Raw genomic sequence first — 14,516 nt, forward strand, 5'->3', positions numbered from 1 at the left:
CAGAGGTTAGCCCAATGAAAAAACCACTGATATTCGCAGTAGCCGCCGTCATCGGTATTGGTGGAGGGCTATACTTTGCATCCGACCGAGGGGAAAGCCCTGCCGTTGTCCAACAAGATTTCACTGCACTTGAGGATCTGCGCACGGGCGACATGATGAAACTGCAGTTCGGCGCTGATCGTGGGTCGGATGTGGTGTTCACCAGTGAAGACGGGTCCGACCTGACGCTGGCGGCTTATGAGGGGCAGTATGTTTTGCTGAACTTCTGGGCGACATGGTGCGCCCCATGTCGCAAGGAAATGCCGCATCTATCGGAACTACAGAGTGAGTTTGGCGGCGACGACTTTCAGGTGGTGACGGTCGCCACAGGGCTAAACCAACGCCCAGCTATGCAGCGGTTTCTAGACGAGATCGGTGTCGACAACCTGCCACTACACACCGATGGGTCCAGCGCATTGGCGCGGGATATGGGCGTTGTTGGGCTGCCCGTGACGTTGATCATGGACCCACAGGGCCAAGAAGTTGCGCGTCTGATCGGGGATGCGGATTGGGCGAGCGATAGTGCGAAGGCTATTTTGACAGCGTTGATGGACGGGCAATAATACGCCCCACCTAGGTCTCCCGTTTGCGCAGCCTACTCATCGTGACGGGCGTGATCCCCAAAAACGATGCAATCATCGAATGCGTAAAGATGTCTTCATAGTCTGGGAATGTTTCGCGAAACCAATTTAATCGCTCAGCCCCACCAAGGGCGGCAAGGCACCATTCACGATCTGCTTTCTGGCTTAATGAACTGCGTAAAATATCATTGGCCCAATTCCTAACGGCTTCAGATGATATCATCCGCTCTGTCAGCAGATCGCTTTTTATTCTTGCGATCGAAACATCAGTCGTTGCGACGATAGACACGAGGGAAATCCCGTCGCGCGTTCTGGCGATGTTTGGCGTCACGACACACGGGCCAACGTAAAAGCCGACGCAAACCTCTTTGCCATCTTGGTCGCAAATACTGCTTACCAAACAGCCTTCCAACAGGATGAATTCTTCAGTCTCGCTCTGCCCCTGTCGCGTTAGGCTCGCCCCTTTAGTCATGCTCTTTCGCGTCCAATCGGATGCAAACGCGACAGCGCTGGCACAATCCGAAAGGTCGGGTGATTGAGACAGGAAGGTCCGTAAATCCATTTTGGCGTACCTTATCAAATGATAATGCTGCGGTTTTTGGCAGGGGGCATATTCGGCCCATGTTCAAGGAGTATACAAAATGATGAACGGAATTCAGTCAAAGACATTCGGTACAATCGCAATCGGTTCTGGTGCGATAGCTGCATCAATCTATTTGGTAATGATCAATGTGACCCTTGCCCATGTTCATGCGGTATCTGGGCACGTTCCATTCGATATGCGCCCAATTGGGTATGGCCCAGCAGATGCCGTCACCCTACTTGATGCGTTAGGTGTCGAGGGGCGGCACTATTACCTCACACGTCAGCTTGCACTGGATACACTGTATCCGGCCACACTCGCGCTGACCTTGGTCGCAACAATTTGTTGGTTTGCACAAAGGTTTTCGCACTCGATACTTGCCCGTGCGGCGATCGCCGTTTCGGTTGGTAGCGCGCTGTTCGATTATATCGAGAACCTCGGGATCGCCGTTATGCTATGGGTCGGACCTGACGTTTCCGCAACGCTCATTAATGCTACGAGTGTCGCGACAATTGTTAAATCCGCGCTCACAACCCTAGCTGTTTTGCTCGTGATCGTTGTTGGACTTGTCTGGGCCCGTCAGACCAAGCCAGTAATGCCCTAACCCGCGTTCTGGCGCTCAATGTAGGTGCGCATTTCTTCGGCTTCTTGGCGTGCGTCGCGCAAGCCGTCCATCGCGGCGCGAAGTTCGGCCTCGGTCTGGGACAGTTGATTGGTGATCTCGGCCTCGCGTTGCTGCAAGTAAGTGATGGCCTGATCGCGGGTCTCTTCAGCTTCGTGCAACGACTGCGCCATGCGGTCCAATTCACCGACTTCGGACTTGGACACACGGGTAAATCGGTTGATCAACCAGCTGGCGAACCACCCCAAACAGAAAGCGACAAAGAGGATAATCGCGGTGGCGACGATGAATTCGGTTCTGTTCATTCTGCGGGGTCCTCTTGGGTAGTCTCTTCTGCCGCTTGCGCAGCTTCTTCTTCAATTTGATCAAGCGCAGTCGGTTCTTCGGTGCTTTCAGGCACGATCAAAGAAAATTCGATCCGGCGGTTGGCCTCGCGGCCTTCAGCGGTTTCGTTGTCTGCAATCGGGTCAGCCTCGCCGTAACCGACAGCGCGGAAGCTGGCGACAGGAACGCGGCGCACGCGCAGGCCATCCAGAACGGCATCAGCGCGCTGCTGGCTTAGGCGCTGATTGCCGTCTTCAGACCCTTGGCTGTCTGTGTATCCGGCGATTTCGATGCGCAGGTCCGCGCAACGCTGTAGGATTTCGGCGATGTCATTAAGAATGCCAGCACCTTCACCAGCAATCGTGGCTGAGCTAGGTTCAAACGTGATTTTGCGGGCTTCGGTTACGGACATAATGCTTGCCAAACATTCTTCCTTTGTCGGCAATGCGGCTATCGGGTCGAGCGATTCAACGTAAGTGACAGCGACTTCGAACTCTTCAGTCTCTCCCAGCTTTTCGATGAGCAAACGGGTAATTTCACCACCTGCATCCGGCAATCCTGTGTTGCCGCGCACAACGATATTTCCTGGTTCAACCGTTACGGAGCCGTTGGACAGCTTTGAGAGGGCTTCGATGCCAGCCAAAACGCGAATGGACCAGCTACTAGGCAATCCATCCACAACACGGGTCGCCATGGAAATCTCAGCAGAGCCGAACTTCGCGCTCGCGAAGTTTTCCGCAGTTGAGTTCAGCAGTTCGGTCGAAACACGGCCGCGCAATTGCACGAGCCCTTCTGGGCTGAGCGTTGCAATGAATTGCGGCGGGCCATCTTCACCCGCTGTTGGCGCGGCAGGCAAAATCGCCTCTAGTGCGAAAACATCAGGCAAGGAATTTTCAAGTTCGCCAGCGATCCGATCAAAGTTCCCCTGAACAGCGCCGGCTTTGCCGACCAACGTCACGTCCACATCCGAGATCGTGATCGTACCTCCGCCAAGTTCGCTGAGCGCAGACATAGACATCGTGACAGCATCCGCCCAACGCGTCGTTGGCGCACCCAAAGCAACTGTGCATCCAATCCGACCTTCGATTCCAACCGTCTGCGCGGTCGCAACGATTTGGCGTTCCGCGGCAGGCGTATCAGCCACGCAACTGTCAAATCGTGCACCATTTTCGTCAATGATGAAGCGCGTTACGAAAGGCGAAACCACAGGGCGCGGTGCCGAAATATCGAGCGTGACGATCAAGCCTTCAGGGCTCGAGCGGCGCAAGCTCGTTTCCAGTTGGGCCTTTTGTTCCGGTGAATCTGAAATCGCTTCGACAGAAACCCGCCCAGCGCGCACCGAGATTTTGGAACGTGGCAATTGGCGCAGCGCACGAAGACTAAAATCAACCGCAGGTTCCCAGCCCAACGGCACTTCGTAGTCCGCAGTTTCCAAAAGGTCCGCGAAACTGCTGTTTTCACCGGCCATATCAGTCAGAGTTTCCGTCAGATCTTCGCGGTCCGACGATGCGGGGATCAGGCCAATGATGGAAATGCCGCTGTCATTGCGCAAAATCTCCATCGAGAACTCTGGCGCCTGAATGGCATCGCTGTCGGTGATCGTCATGTTGTCGATAACGCGGCTGGCGTCGACCATGCTTCCCGCAGTTGAAATCGCACGAAAACGCATTGCCTCGGACGGTGCTTCGCCCTCAAGAATGACCTGCAGGCCATCCCCCAGAACGGACGCGAAATCATGGCCATGTTCATCCAGTGCAGCATCAACGGCCTGCACGGAGCGCGTTTCAACGGTGGCGACAGCAACACGTGCTGCGAAACCACAGACGATGGCCGCGAGGATAAACGCGCCGAGGCGAACAAAAAGGGCAGACAGGCGCATTTCGGCGTCCTTTAGAGGTTATTTACCCGTGCTTAGGCGGTTGTGACCCAAGGTTCAATCAAAGGAGCAGCGCAACGGCGAAAAATGGCAAGGGAATGAGGCCTGCATCGCGGTTCGACCGAAAAAGTTTGAGAAGCATGTCGCCATCATCAGCATCAAAGCTGCGTTGTTGCCAAGCAAGGTGCCAACCCATCGCCCACGGCCCACCCAAGGCAACAACAAGCACCAAGACATTTGAAATTCCTGCGAGGATTACGGCCAATCCGAGCAAACACACGGTTGCGACCATGAAATAGCGCAACCAGATCGGCGTTGCGTCCCCAAACAGGCGCGCCGTTGATTTAACGCCAATCAGTGCATCATCTTCGGCGTCTTGGTGCGCATAGATGGTGTCATAGAACAACGTCCAAGCAATGCCTGCAGCGTATAGCGCCACGGCTGGCCACCCAAGAGAGCCGGTATGCGCCGTCCACGCCAAGAGCGCGCCCCAGTTGAAGGCCAAACCAAGAAACACCTGCGGCCACCACGTAAAGCGTTTGGCAAACGGGTAGATCGCAACAGGAAGCAATGCGGCAATTCCCAACAGGATGGCGTTGGTATTGAAGGTCAGCAGAATCAAAAGCGAGATGAAAGATTGCAGTGCCATCCAAACAAGCGCCTTTCGCACACCCACCTGACCAGACGGGATTGGCCGGTTCGCGGTCCGTTCAACTTTTCCATCAATATCGCGGTCCGTGATGTCATTCCACGTACAGCCCGCGCCGCGCATTAAAAATGCACCTATTGCGCAGCCGATCGCGATCCACAGATCAAACCAGCTTGCGCGGCCTGTGTGCAGCATTGCCAACAGCAATCCCCACCAACAGGGCAACAATAATAGCCACGTACCAACGGGGCGATCTGCCCTAGAAAGCCGTAAAAACGGACGCGCCCGAGCGGGCGCATAGCTGTCCACCCAGTTGCCTGTCACAGCATCGGCAATTTCAACCTCTGGCGTCCGATCTTTCTCGGTCATATGTTCACCCCTATGGCACGTATTCGACTCCACATAGACCATCCTTTGAACCCTTCCGAAAGGGTCCCACTGTCGCGGGAACAGGCGCACTACCTTTTCGGGGTCATGCGTTTGGACGTTGGCGCCGAGGTGTTGCTGTTTAACGGGCAAGATGGCGAGTGGCGTGCGCAGGTCATCGCAGCCACAAAAAAGGGCGGTGTGTTGGAATGCGCTGAGCAAACCAAACCTTTGCAGATGCCCCCCGATGTTTGGCTGGTGTTTGCGCCAATCAAAAAGGACCGCACATCCTTTATCGTCGAAAAGGCTGCAGAACTTGGGGCGGCAAAGATCATTCCGATGCAGACCGAGTACACGCAATCCGCCAATCGCATTCGCCAAGACAAACTGCAGGCCCACGCCCTAGAGGCCGCGGAGCAATGTGGTGGAACATACGTCCCTGAAGTGGCGGAGCTACAAAAGTTCGCCAAGCTTTTGGATGGTTGGGATGATACCCGCCGAATCTTGTTTTGCGATGAGGCGATGGTCGGGCAAGCCTTGGATCTGCCAAAAGACGCAGGACCGTGGGCGATTTTCATTGGCCCTGAAGGTGGATTTTCTGACAAAGAGCGTGACCGCTTGCGCGGCATGGCGCATGCCCATGCCATCAGCCTTGGTCCACGTATTTTACGTGCAGATACCGCTGCCGTCGCGGCGTTGACCCTTTGGCAACAGACATTAGGTGACTGGATATGATCCGCCCTGAGGTCCGCGATGGGTTTTGGCGCTGGCGCGAGGTCATTGCGGCACTGTGTCTTGCCGGATTGGGTTTGTGGTGGGGCTTTGCATCATTTGGAATCGTGCAATGGCTCGGCTGGGGGCTCGCGGCGTTGGGTGTCGGGCTTGCGATTGCGGCAGGTCAAAAGGTGCGGTTTCGCCCACAAAGTGACGGCGCGGGTGTGGTGACGCTGGATGAACGCCGCGTGACCTACCTTGGCCCACTTGATGGCGGGGTCGCGGACCTAGATCAAATAGTGCAACTCGATCTCACCCCTGCCCCTGCATGGCGAATTATTAATCGTGATGAGACGCATCTGGACATACCAACAGATGCACTCGGCGTTGAGGCACTGTTTGATGTATTCGCAGCCCTCCCCGGCATGAAAACCGAATACATGCTGTCGCTATTGAACAACCCACGTACCGCACAAATGACGATTTGGATGGCCCCAGATCACAAACCTTACAAGCTCGTGCATTGACACGGGCTGACTGAACAGCCACGTCTAAATTCCCAACATGTAAACGGAGCGCCTTTCATGTCCATTCCTCAGTCCGGCGGCGGTCCAATTGAACGCCATGAACAACTCGCTGAATTTCTAGCCAAAGGGTGTCGCCCAAAGGCCGATTGGCGCATTGGAACCGAGCATGAGAAGTTCGGATATTGCAAAGACACCCATAAGCCGCTTCCGTTTCATGGCGAACGCTCAATTGAAGCTGTCTTGTCTGGCTTGCGTGACCGTTACAACTGGGCCCCTGTAACCGAGGGCGGGTTCTTGATTGGTTTAGAAAAGGACGGCGCGAATGTTTCGCTGGAACCGGGCGGTGCATTGGAACTGTCAGGTGCGCCTGTTGAGACGATCCACCAGACCTGTGACGAGGTGAACAGCCACTTGGCAGAAGTTAAATCCATTGCGGATGAAATTGGCGTTGGGTTTATCGGCCTAGGAGCCGCGCCGGAATGGTCGCACGATGAAATGCCACTGATGCCCAAAGGCCGATACAAGCTGATGGACGCCTATATGGATAAGGTAGGCACGTCGGGCAAAATGATGATGCGCCGGACTTGCACGGTTCAAGTGAACCTCGACTTTTCTTCTGAGCCGGACATGGTGCAAAAGATGCGTGTGGCCCTTGCGTTGCAGCCTGTTGCAACGGCGTTGTTTGCGAATTCTCCTTTCTTTGATGGTAAAGTAAACGATCACAAAAGCTGGCGCGCACGGATTTGGCGTCATCTTGATGATGCACGCACAGGGATGTTGCCGTTCGTATTCGAAGAAGGTTTCGGATTTGAGCGCTACGTTGAATATATGCTCGATGTGCCGATGTATTTTGTCTACCGCGACGGCAAATATGTTGATGCGCTTGGCCAGTCGTTCCGCGATTTCCTGAAGGGACAGTTGCCCGCATTGCCCGGTGAAACACCGACGTTATCGGACTGGGCTGACCACCTGACAACCGCCTTCCCCGAAGCACGCCTGAAGCAGTTCATCGAAATGCGCGGCGCAGATGGCGGCCCGTGGCGTCGCCTTTGTGCGTTGCCGGCGTTCTGGGTCGGCTTGACCTATGATCAGACCGCTTTGGATGCCGCTTGGGACCTTTGCAAAGACTGGGATGAGGAAACCCGCAACGCATGGCGCGTTGAGGCGTCGATCCACGGGTTGCAGGCCAAGGTGAACGGCCAATCCATGCATGACATCGCACGTGAATGCGTGAAGATCGCTGAAGTTGGCCTGAAAAACCGCGCGATGCCCGGTGCCGGTGGAATGGTGCCCGATGAGACCCATTTCCTGAATGCGCTGAAGGAATCCATCGAGACAGGAAAGACACCTGCGGATGAATTGTTGGATGACTACAATGGCGCGTGGAATGGTGATCTAAGCAAAATTTACAGTGATTATTCGTACTAAGGGTCTGTTTAGCTTAAGCGGACTTCTGGCCGATTTTGCTTTCTTCGCCTGCAAAGAGCCTGCGGATGTTTCCGGCATGACGCCAAAATATCAGCGCGGTCAGGAACGAGCATAAGATGAATATGCTCGGGGTCCCGAGAACGATTGCCCAAACCATCGTTGAAACCGCTGCAACCAGTGCCGCGAGTGAGGAAAATCGGAATGCAGCTGCTGTCACCAACCATGTAAGGCAGGCTGCAATGCCGACAGGCCAAGCAAGCGCGTAGAGCAGGCCGAGGAATGTGGCGACGCCTTTGCCACCGCGAAATTTCAGCCAAACCGGAAAACAGTGTCCAAGCATCACGAAGAACGCCGCGACTTGTGCCGCGTCAAATGCCGCGAATTTTCGGGCGAGCAAAACAACGACAGCGCCTTTGCCTGCGTCCAACAGCAACGTCAGGATCGCGGCCTTCTTAGACCCTGTGCGCAACACATTGGTCGCGCCGATGTTGCCGGACCCGATGTCGCGCAAATTGCCCAACCCCATGACCCGCGCAAGGATCAATCCAAACGGGATCGAACCGATGAAGTAGGCGATTGCGGCCCACAGCAGCAAAACTGACCCTGCGCTTTCGAGATTAGGCATTGGCCAAGCTTTCTGTTTTGTTCACACCACCAACATAAGTCGCGATTACTTTGCCTTGCAAAATCGCCTCGTCGAAAGGGGTGTTCTTTGATTTTGAGAGCAACTTGGAACGGTCGAGCTTCCAGCTCACGTCGGGGTCAAACAGAACCAGATCGGCAGGTGCGCCGACGGATAGACGCCCACATGCCAGCCCCAAACGGTTAGCGGGGTTCAACGCAAGGGCGCGGAACAGGTGCGGCAAATCGATGTGACCTGCATGAACCAATCGCAATGCGGCGGGCAGCAAGGTTTCGAGGGCAACCGCACCGGATGCGGCTTCTTCAAACGGCAGGCGTTTGGATTCTTCGTCCTGTGGCGTGTGCATCGAACTGATGATGTCGATTAAACCAGTAGCGACGGCCTCGACCACAGCCAGACGGTCATCCTCGGAACGCAACGGCGGTTTAAGTTTGAAGAACGTGCGGTAATCGGCGACGTCCATTTCGTTCAGCGTCAGGTGGTGGATGCCCACACCTGCGGTGATGTTCAGCCCGTTCGCCTTGGCACGTTCCAATGCAGGAAGTGCGCGGGCAGTCGTGATTTGATCAACGTGATAGGCGGCGCCCGTCATCTCAAGCAGGGCAATATCGCGGTCTAGCCCCATACGTTCTGCCATTGGCGAAACGCCCGACAATCCACGCAGTGTGGCGAATTTTCCGGAGGTAACAGAGCCACCGGCGGACAGGCCCGGTTCTTGGACGTGGCCGATAACGAGCGCGCCGAGGGAATGGGCATAGGTCAACACGCGGCTGAAAACTTTGGTATTCGTGACGACACGGTCGCAATCGGTGAAAGCCGCAGCACCTGCGTCCATCAAGAATCCGATCTCGGTCATTTCCTTGCCATCGCGCCCTTTGGTCAGGGCGGCCATTGGCAGGACGTTCACCGCTGCATCGATGCTGGCGCGACGTTCTACGAATTCCAGTGTTTCGGGCGTATCAATCGCAGGGCTGGTATCGGGACGGGTAACGATTGTTGTGATGCCACCTGCGACGGCGGCGCGGCCAGCAGAGGCAAAGCTTTCTTTATGACGCTCACCAGGTTCAGAGACCTTCACGCCGATGTCGACAATACCGGGTGCGAGGCATTTACCGCCACAGTCGATCACCTCGTCTGCCTTGCAGGTTTCAACGATAACCCCGTCCGCGACGAACAAATCGCCAAGGGTTTCGGTTCCTGTTTCAGGATCAATCAGGCGGGCGTTCTTAAAGTGCGTGTTCATAGCATCCCTTTTGACCGTCGCTTTGCGGTGCGTAAACAATTTTAGCTAACATCATCCACCAACCTTGATCATGACCCAAACCAACAAACCCATCACCAGCAACGCAATCGTCGCGATACGGCCCGACATCGCGGCATCAGAGGGTTTCTTTTTAGTCGGTGGCGTCAATATGCCTTCGGCGCTTTCGGTTTTGATGGGCGGAGCAAATCCACCAACCTTACTGGGTTCCCATAACGTCGCAACGAGCCGCGCGGCGCTGTCGGTTTTCAGTGTCACAGGCCGATCAAGAAACGCGGATGAACGAACAATAAAGACATGCCCCGTCAACCCGTCCAGTTCAGTAACTTTGTCCAAGGCTGCCGCATCAATTTCGTAAGCAACGGACAGAAAGCTGCGCAGCGGCATGTCGCCCAAATCGGCCAGAACCACATGCTGGACGTCTTCGGCATTCAGTCCCGTAACACCGATTGCAGATTGAAATTGGAAAATCGGGCCGTCGTCACTTGGCGGATCAAAGTGGAACACCCTGACACAACCGATTTCATTCTCACCAACTGTGTTGTTCATGCTGCCCCCTGCCGCGCCGTTTCGATCAGTTGACGCAAAGCGCCACGATCTTTCGCGTAGTATAGCTTGGTTTTCTGGCCGCTGTCTTTGTGGTGCAGTCGCACTGCATTGCCAAAGGTATCTGTCTTGGCGATATCGCCCAGCGCGATTTCCTCGTCGCTTTGCAGCAATACCCGCTGGTTCGTGATCCACGCGGCGTATTTGCCCAAATTGAAACGTTCTTGCATCAGCAAAAGACAGGTCACGAACATCGGCGCGACGCCCCAAAGCGTGTCGGGAAACTGCATGAGGATCACAACGGTTGGAAGGATCGTAATTGCCAACATCAAAAGCGCTGTACGCTTGAACGCCCCAAGGTTCGGGACGTGTTGGTGAAGAACTTCCTCGCCCTCAGCCAGTTGCGGCGCTGTCTTCACACCATCACCCCAGCTGCTTTTGCGCCCCGTTTCGCGCGTAGGTTCTGGGCCAAAAGGTCCATCGCGGCCATACGCACAGCGACGCCCATTTCGACCTGTTCTTGGATCACGCTGCGGTTGATGTCGTCGGCAATGGTGCCGTCAATTTCAACGCCGCGGTTCATTGGGCCGGGGTGCATGACGATCGCATCGTCTTTGGCATAGCTGAGCTTTTCAGCATCCAAACCATAGCGGTGGAAATATTCGCGTTCAGACGGGATGAACCCGCCATCCATGCGTTCCTTCTGTAGGCGCAGCATCATCACGACATCGACGTCTTTGAGGCCTTCGCGCATGTCGTGGAACACTTCGACACCGAATTCTTCGACACCGGATGGCAGCAACGTTGGTGGGCCAACCAAGCGCACGCGGTTTTCCATTTTTCCAAGCAACATAATGTTTGATCGCGCCACACGGCTATGCGCCACATCGCCACAAATCGCGATCGACAGGCGATGCAAACGGCCCTTCGCGCGGCGGATTGTCAGCGCATCAAGTAAGGCCTGCGTTGGGTGTTCGTGGCGGCCGTCGCCCGCATTCAGCACAGCACAGTTCACCTTTTGCGCCAACAGATCGACAGCACCTGAATTAGGGTGACGCACGACCAGCAAATCAGGGTGCATCGCGTTCAGCGTCAACGCGGTATCAATCAGCGTCTCGCCCTTTTTGATGGAACTGGCTTGCATCGCCATGTTCATCACATCTGCGCCAAGGCGTTTGCCGGCAATTTCGAAACTCGCCTGTGTGCGGGTCGAGTTTTCGAAAAACATGTTGATTTGGGTCAACCCCTCGAGAACGTTTCGATGGGCGCGACCCTTGCGGTTATCTTCGGCGTATTTGTCCGCCAAATCCAACAATGTGGTGATTTCAGTAGGGTGGAGGTGCTCTATGCCAAGCAGGTGCGGCGCGCGAAATGTCATGGGACCTCCGATTTGACTGCGCCGCTTATATGGGCGGTTGGGCGTGTCGGCAAGATCAGCGCGTGATCTCATGATTTGCACAGGCTAAGGTGGCGCATGGAATCAGGGATCGAATATTGGACCGCGAAGGCGCTGCTTGATTGGCAGGTCGAGATGGGCGTGGATGAGGCGATTGGCGATGAGCCGATTGACCGCTACGCGCTTGAGGTTTCCAAACCTAAGCCGAAAGTTGCGGCATTGCCTGACACGGCACCGCCAGTGCCGCCCGCGCCACCTGAAATCGACCACAACGCACTGGCCCGTGAAAGTGCAAGCGCCGCGCAGGATCTTGCAGGTCTAAAGGCCGCAATGGCCGCGTTTGAAGGCTGCGCGTTGAAAGAAGCTGCGCGCAATCTGGTGTTCTCGGGTGGCGAAGCGGGTGCGCCTGTCATGATCATATCGGATGCACCGGACCGCGAAGATGACCGCGCTGGTGAAATGTTCGCAGGGCGTGCCGGTATCCTTCTTGATAAAATGCTTGCCGCCATCGGGCTGGGACGCAGCGGAGATGCGCCTGTGTATATGGCCCCCGTTATTCCATGGAACCCCCCGCAAAACCGCGACCCGAACGCTGCGGAACTGGCGATGATGCAGCCGTTCCTTGAGCGCCATATCGAGTTAGCCGCGCCAAAAGTTATAATTCTCATGGGCAATGGCCCCTGCCATGCCCTCATTAAGAAAAGCGGCATGACACGATTGCGTGGCGGATGGACCGAGGCCGCGGGCCTGCCTGCCATTCCGATGTTCGCGCCAGCCTATTTGCTGACCAACCCAGCGGCGAAACGGGATGCTTGGGCGGACCTGTTGTCCCTCAAAGCGCGTTTGAAAGACCTGACATGAGCCTTGATGAAACCCGTACATTTATCCCCGTTCGCATCGCCATCCTAAGCGTAAGCGATACGCGCGGTATTGAAGATGACCGATCAGGGCAAACCTTGGTCGATAGACTGGAAAAGGCGGGCCATATCCTAGCGGATCGCAATATCCTGCGCGACGAGCGTGCTGAAATCGCGGACCAGTTGCGCGCTTGGTGTGCTGATCCTGAGATTGACGTGATCCTGAGCACGGGCGGCACGGGCTTAACGGGGCGCGATGTAACCGTCGAAGCACACCGCGATGTCTATGAAAAAGAGATCGACGCCTTCGGAACCGTATTCACAATTGTCTCTATGCAGAAAATAGGCACAAGTGCCGTGCAAAGCCGCGCAACGGGTGGCGTGGCGAATGGAACCTATCTTTTCGCGCTGCCCGGTAGCACAGGTGCCTGCAAGGATGCTTGGGACGAAATTTTAGTTAAGCAGCTCGATTATCGGCACAGCCCATGCAATTTTGTCGAAATACTTCCGAGATTAGACGAACATCAGCGACGGAAATAACAATCCCGTGCGTATTACCCCAGCGTGACGCCATTTGGCTTGGCCCTACATCGTCATGCGCTACGTTGGTATTCAATCGATAAAAGGCCTAAGACATGCAGTTTCTAAGACGTAGCCTGGTTGGTATTTTTCTGTTGGCGCTTACGCTGGCCTTGTTCGCGTGGGCGGGTAACACCGTGCGCCTCGCGGTGAATGAACGCATGAACGCTGAACCACGTAGCTTCCCGCAGCGCGAACGTGTGCTGTCTGTAAACGTGGTAACGGTGACGCCTGAAATGATTGCGCCAGAATTGGTTGTCTTCGGAGAGTTGAACAGCGCCAACACCTTCGCATTGCGTGCGCTGTCGGGTGGCACCGTTCTAGAAGTTTCGCCAAACTTTGTGGATGGCGGGCGCGTTGAGGAAGGCGAGTTGATCGTCAAGATTGACCCACGCGACGCGCAATCCGCACGGGATCGCATAGCGGCTGATTTACGCGACGCTGAAGCAGAGGTTCGTGACGCAGATCGCGCGCTGATTTTGGAAGGCGATGAAGTTGCTGCCGCCGAACAACAGGCCGTTTTGCGCCAACAGGCACTGACCCGTCAAAACGATCTGTCATCACGTGGAGTTGGCACCGCTGCGGCCGTCGAAACCGCAGAGCTCGCCCTGTCCGGCGCGAACCAAGCCGTCCTGTCGCGCCGCCAAGTTCTTGCGCAGGCGCAGGCGCGTTTAGATCAAGCGGCAACTCGATTGGACCGTGCGCGCCTAAACCTAGAGGATGCGGATCGCGTCGTCGCGGACACCGAGATCTTCGCGCCGTTTTCTGGCACCCTAACTGATGTGAATATTGCACAAGGTGTACGCGTTACATCAAACGAGCACTTGGGCGATCTGGTTGAAAATGACAAACTCGAAGTGTCCTTTCGCCTTTCCACAGTTCAATATGCACGACTGACAGGGGAAGACGGCACGCTTGGCAACGCTGACGTCGTCGTTTCGCTTGATGCACAAGACCTGCGTTTAGAAGCGACGGGCCAGATCACACGCGAAAGCGCAAATGTGGGCGACGGACAAACAGGGCGATTGTTGTTTGCACGTCTCGATACTGCAGCTGGCCTTCGCTCGGGCGATTTTGTGACGGTCACTGTAACCGAACCAGAACTGCGCGGCGTTGCGATGGTTCCATCTACCGCCGTGGGGTCGAACAGCAGCGTTTTGTTACTCGCAGACGGCAATCGTCTTGCAGAAATCCCCGTCGAGGTTTTGCGCAGACAAGGAGACGATGAAATTATACGTGCGCCTTCGCTTTATGGCCAACAGATTGTCGCGGAACGCTCGCCGCTATTGGGCGCAGGAATCGCGGTGCAACCGATCGATCCGAATGCGACCGCTGAACCTGCAACGCCTGCCGCACCACTAGAGATGATCGCCCTTGACCCAGAACGCCGCGCGCGGTTGATCGAATTTGTCGAAGGGTCACGTATGCCACCGCCGGTCAAAACGCGCACCCTTGGGCAGCTAGAGCAAGACGAAGTGCCCGCCGACGTTGTGAACCGCCTCGAAGATCGGATGGGGACCTAATT

General features: G+C 55.7%; 17 protein-coding genes. 8 read left to right on the forward strand and 9 right to left on the reverse strand.

The genetic code is table 11. The features are described 5' to 3' along the window. Positions 1-14: 14 nt before the first annotated feature. The gene (locus OSB_RS14230; RefSeq protein WP_049835616.1) at positions 15-602 is read left to right on the forward strand and encodes a TlpA disulfide reductase family protein; all 588 of its coding nucleotides are present in this window, start codon (positions 15-17) and stop codon (positions 600-602) included. A gap of 10 nt (positions 603-612) precedes the next feature. Here the strand turns inward: OSB_RS14230 and OSB_RS14235 are convergent, their stop codons facing one another. Then, positions 613-1,182: a Crp/Fnr family transcriptional regulator gene (locus OSB_RS14235; protein ID WP_049835617.1), complete on the reverse strand. Its 570-nt coding sequence runs from the start codon at positions 1,180-1,182 to the stop codon at positions 613-615. Between the two features lie 79 nt (positions 1,183-1,261). Here OSB_RS14235 and OSB_RS14240 point away from each other — a divergent pair, with 79 nt between their 5' ends. Continuing rightward, a complete protein-coding gene (locus OSB_RS14240) occupies positions 1,262-1,807 on the forward strand; it encodes a hypothetical protein (protein ID WP_049835618.1) in 546 nt (181 codons plus the stop codon). Here the strand turns inward: OSB_RS14240 and OSB_RS14245 are convergent. The 3 genes from OSB_RS14245 to ubiA are packed head-to-tail and all read right to left on the reverse strand — an operon-like array spanning position 1,804 to position 5,043. After that, positions 1,804-2,130: a hypothetical protein gene (locus tag OSB_RS14245; protein WP_049835619.1), complete on the reverse strand. Its 327-nt coding sequence runs from the start codon at positions 2,128-2,130 to the stop codon at positions 1,804-1,806. The genes OSB_RS14240 and OSB_RS14245 overlap by 4 nt on opposite strands. Then, on the reverse strand, positions 2,127-4,028 hold the full coding sequence (locus tag OSB_RS14250; RefSeq protein ID WP_049835620.1) for an OmpA family protein: 1,902 nt from the start codon (positions 4,026-4,028) through the stop codon (positions 2,127-2,129). The genes OSB_RS14245 and OSB_RS14250 overlap by 4 nt, the downstream gene beginning before the upstream one ends. Positions 4,029-4,086: 58 nt before the next feature. Next, the gene (gene ubiA / locus OSB_RS14255; protein ID WP_049835621.1) at positions 4,087-5,043 is read right to left on the reverse strand and encodes a 4-hydroxybenzoate octaprenyltransferase; all 957 of its coding nucleotides are present in this window, start codon (positions 5,041-5,043) and stop codon (positions 4,087-4,089) included. Between ubiA and OSB_RS14260 the strand changes: the two genes are divergently transcribed. From OSB_RS14260 to OSB_RS14270, 3 genes are read left to right on the forward strand one after another with little or no spacing between them, the layout of a single operon-like run. Then, positions 5,044-5,775, forward strand: a complete 732-nt coding sequence (locus OSB_RS14260) for a 16S rRNA (uracil(1498)-N(3))-methyltransferase (protein WP_074202291.1) — start codon at positions 5,044-5,046, stop codon at positions 5,773-5,775. It begins immediately after the preceding gene. Then, on the forward strand, positions 5,772-6,281 hold the full coding sequence (locus OSB_RS14265) for a hypothetical protein (protein ID WP_049835622.1): 510 nt from the start codon (positions 5,772-5,774) through the stop codon (positions 6,279-6,281). The genes OSB_RS14260 and OSB_RS14265 overlap by 4 nt, the downstream gene beginning before the upstream one ends. Before the next feature lie 57 nt (positions 6,282-6,338). Continuing rightward, positions 6,339-7,709, forward strand: a complete 1,371-nt coding sequence (locus tag OSB_RS14270; RefSeq protein ID WP_049835623.1) for a glutamate--cysteine ligase — start codon at positions 6,339-6,341, stop codon at positions 7,707-7,709. Positions 7,710-7,722: 13 nt separating this feature from the next. On the opposite strand, the gene plsY is transcribed toward OSB_RS14270, so the two are convergent. From plsY to OSB_RS14295, 5 genes are read right to left on the reverse strand one after another with little or no spacing between them, the layout of a single operon-like run. After that, positions 7,723-8,334, reverse strand: a complete 612-nt coding sequence (plsY, locus tag OSB_RS14275) for a glycerol-3-phosphate 1-O-acyltransferase PlsY (protein ID WP_049835624.1) — start codon at positions 8,332-8,334, stop codon at positions 7,723-7,725. Further along, entirely contained in the window at positions 8,327-9,595 is a 1,269-nt protein-coding gene (gene pyrC / locus OSB_RS14280; RefSeq protein WP_049835625.1) for a dihydroorotase, read from the reverse strand. The genes plsY and pyrC overlap by 8 nt, the downstream gene beginning before the upstream one ends. A 51-nt stretch (positions 9,596-9,646) precedes the next feature. Further along, positions 9,647-10,162 carry a hypothetical protein gene (locus tag OSB_RS14285; RefSeq protein ID WP_049835626.1) on the reverse strand — a complete coding sequence of 172 codons (516 nt, stop codon included), beginning with the start codon at positions 10,160-10,162 and terminating at the stop codon, positions 9,647-9,649. After that, positions 10,159-10,578, reverse strand: coding sequence for a hypothetical protein (locus tag OSB_RS14290; RefSeq protein WP_049835627.1), 420 nt, complete (start codon positions 10,576-10,578; stop codon positions 10,159-10,161). The genes OSB_RS14285 and OSB_RS14290 overlap by 4 nt, the downstream gene beginning before the upstream one ends. Continuing rightward, a complete protein-coding gene (locus tag OSB_RS14295) occupies positions 10,575-11,537 on the reverse strand; it encodes an aspartate carbamoyltransferase catalytic subunit (RefSeq protein ID WP_049835628.1) in 963 nt (320 codons plus the stop codon). The genes OSB_RS14290 and OSB_RS14295 overlap by 4 nt, the downstream gene beginning before the upstream one ends. A 96-nt stretch (positions 11,538-11,633) precedes the next feature. Here OSB_RS14295 and OSB_RS14300 point away from each other — a divergent pair, with 96 nt between their 5' ends. From OSB_RS14300 to OSB_RS14310, 3 genes are all read left to right on the forward strand, one after another. Then, a complete protein-coding gene (locus tag OSB_RS14300) occupies positions 11,634-12,416 on the forward strand; it encodes a uracil-DNA glycosylase (RefSeq protein WP_049835629.1) in 783 nt (260 codons plus the stop codon). After that, on the forward strand, positions 12,413-12,952 hold the full coding sequence (moaB, locus tag OSB_RS14305; protein ID WP_049835630.1) for a molybdenum cofactor biosynthesis protein B: 540 nt from the start codon (positions 12,413-12,415) through the stop codon (positions 12,950-12,952). The genes OSB_RS14300 and moaB overlap by 4 nt, the downstream gene beginning before the upstream one ends. 95 nt (positions 12,953-13,047) lie before the next feature. After that, the gene (locus OSB_RS14310) at positions 13,048-14,514 is read left to right on the forward strand and encodes an efflux RND transporter periplasmic adaptor subunit (protein WP_049835631.1); all 1,467 of its coding nucleotides are present in this window, start codon (positions 13,048-13,050) and stop codon (positions 14,512-14,514) included. Positions 14,515-14,516: the final 2 nt, after the last annotated feature.

The organism is Octadecabacter temperatus (assembly GCF_001187845.1).
GTDB classification, from domain to species: Bacteria; Pseudomonadota; Alphaproteobacteria; order Rhodobacterales; family Rhodobacteraceae; genus Octadecabacter; species Octadecabacter temperatus.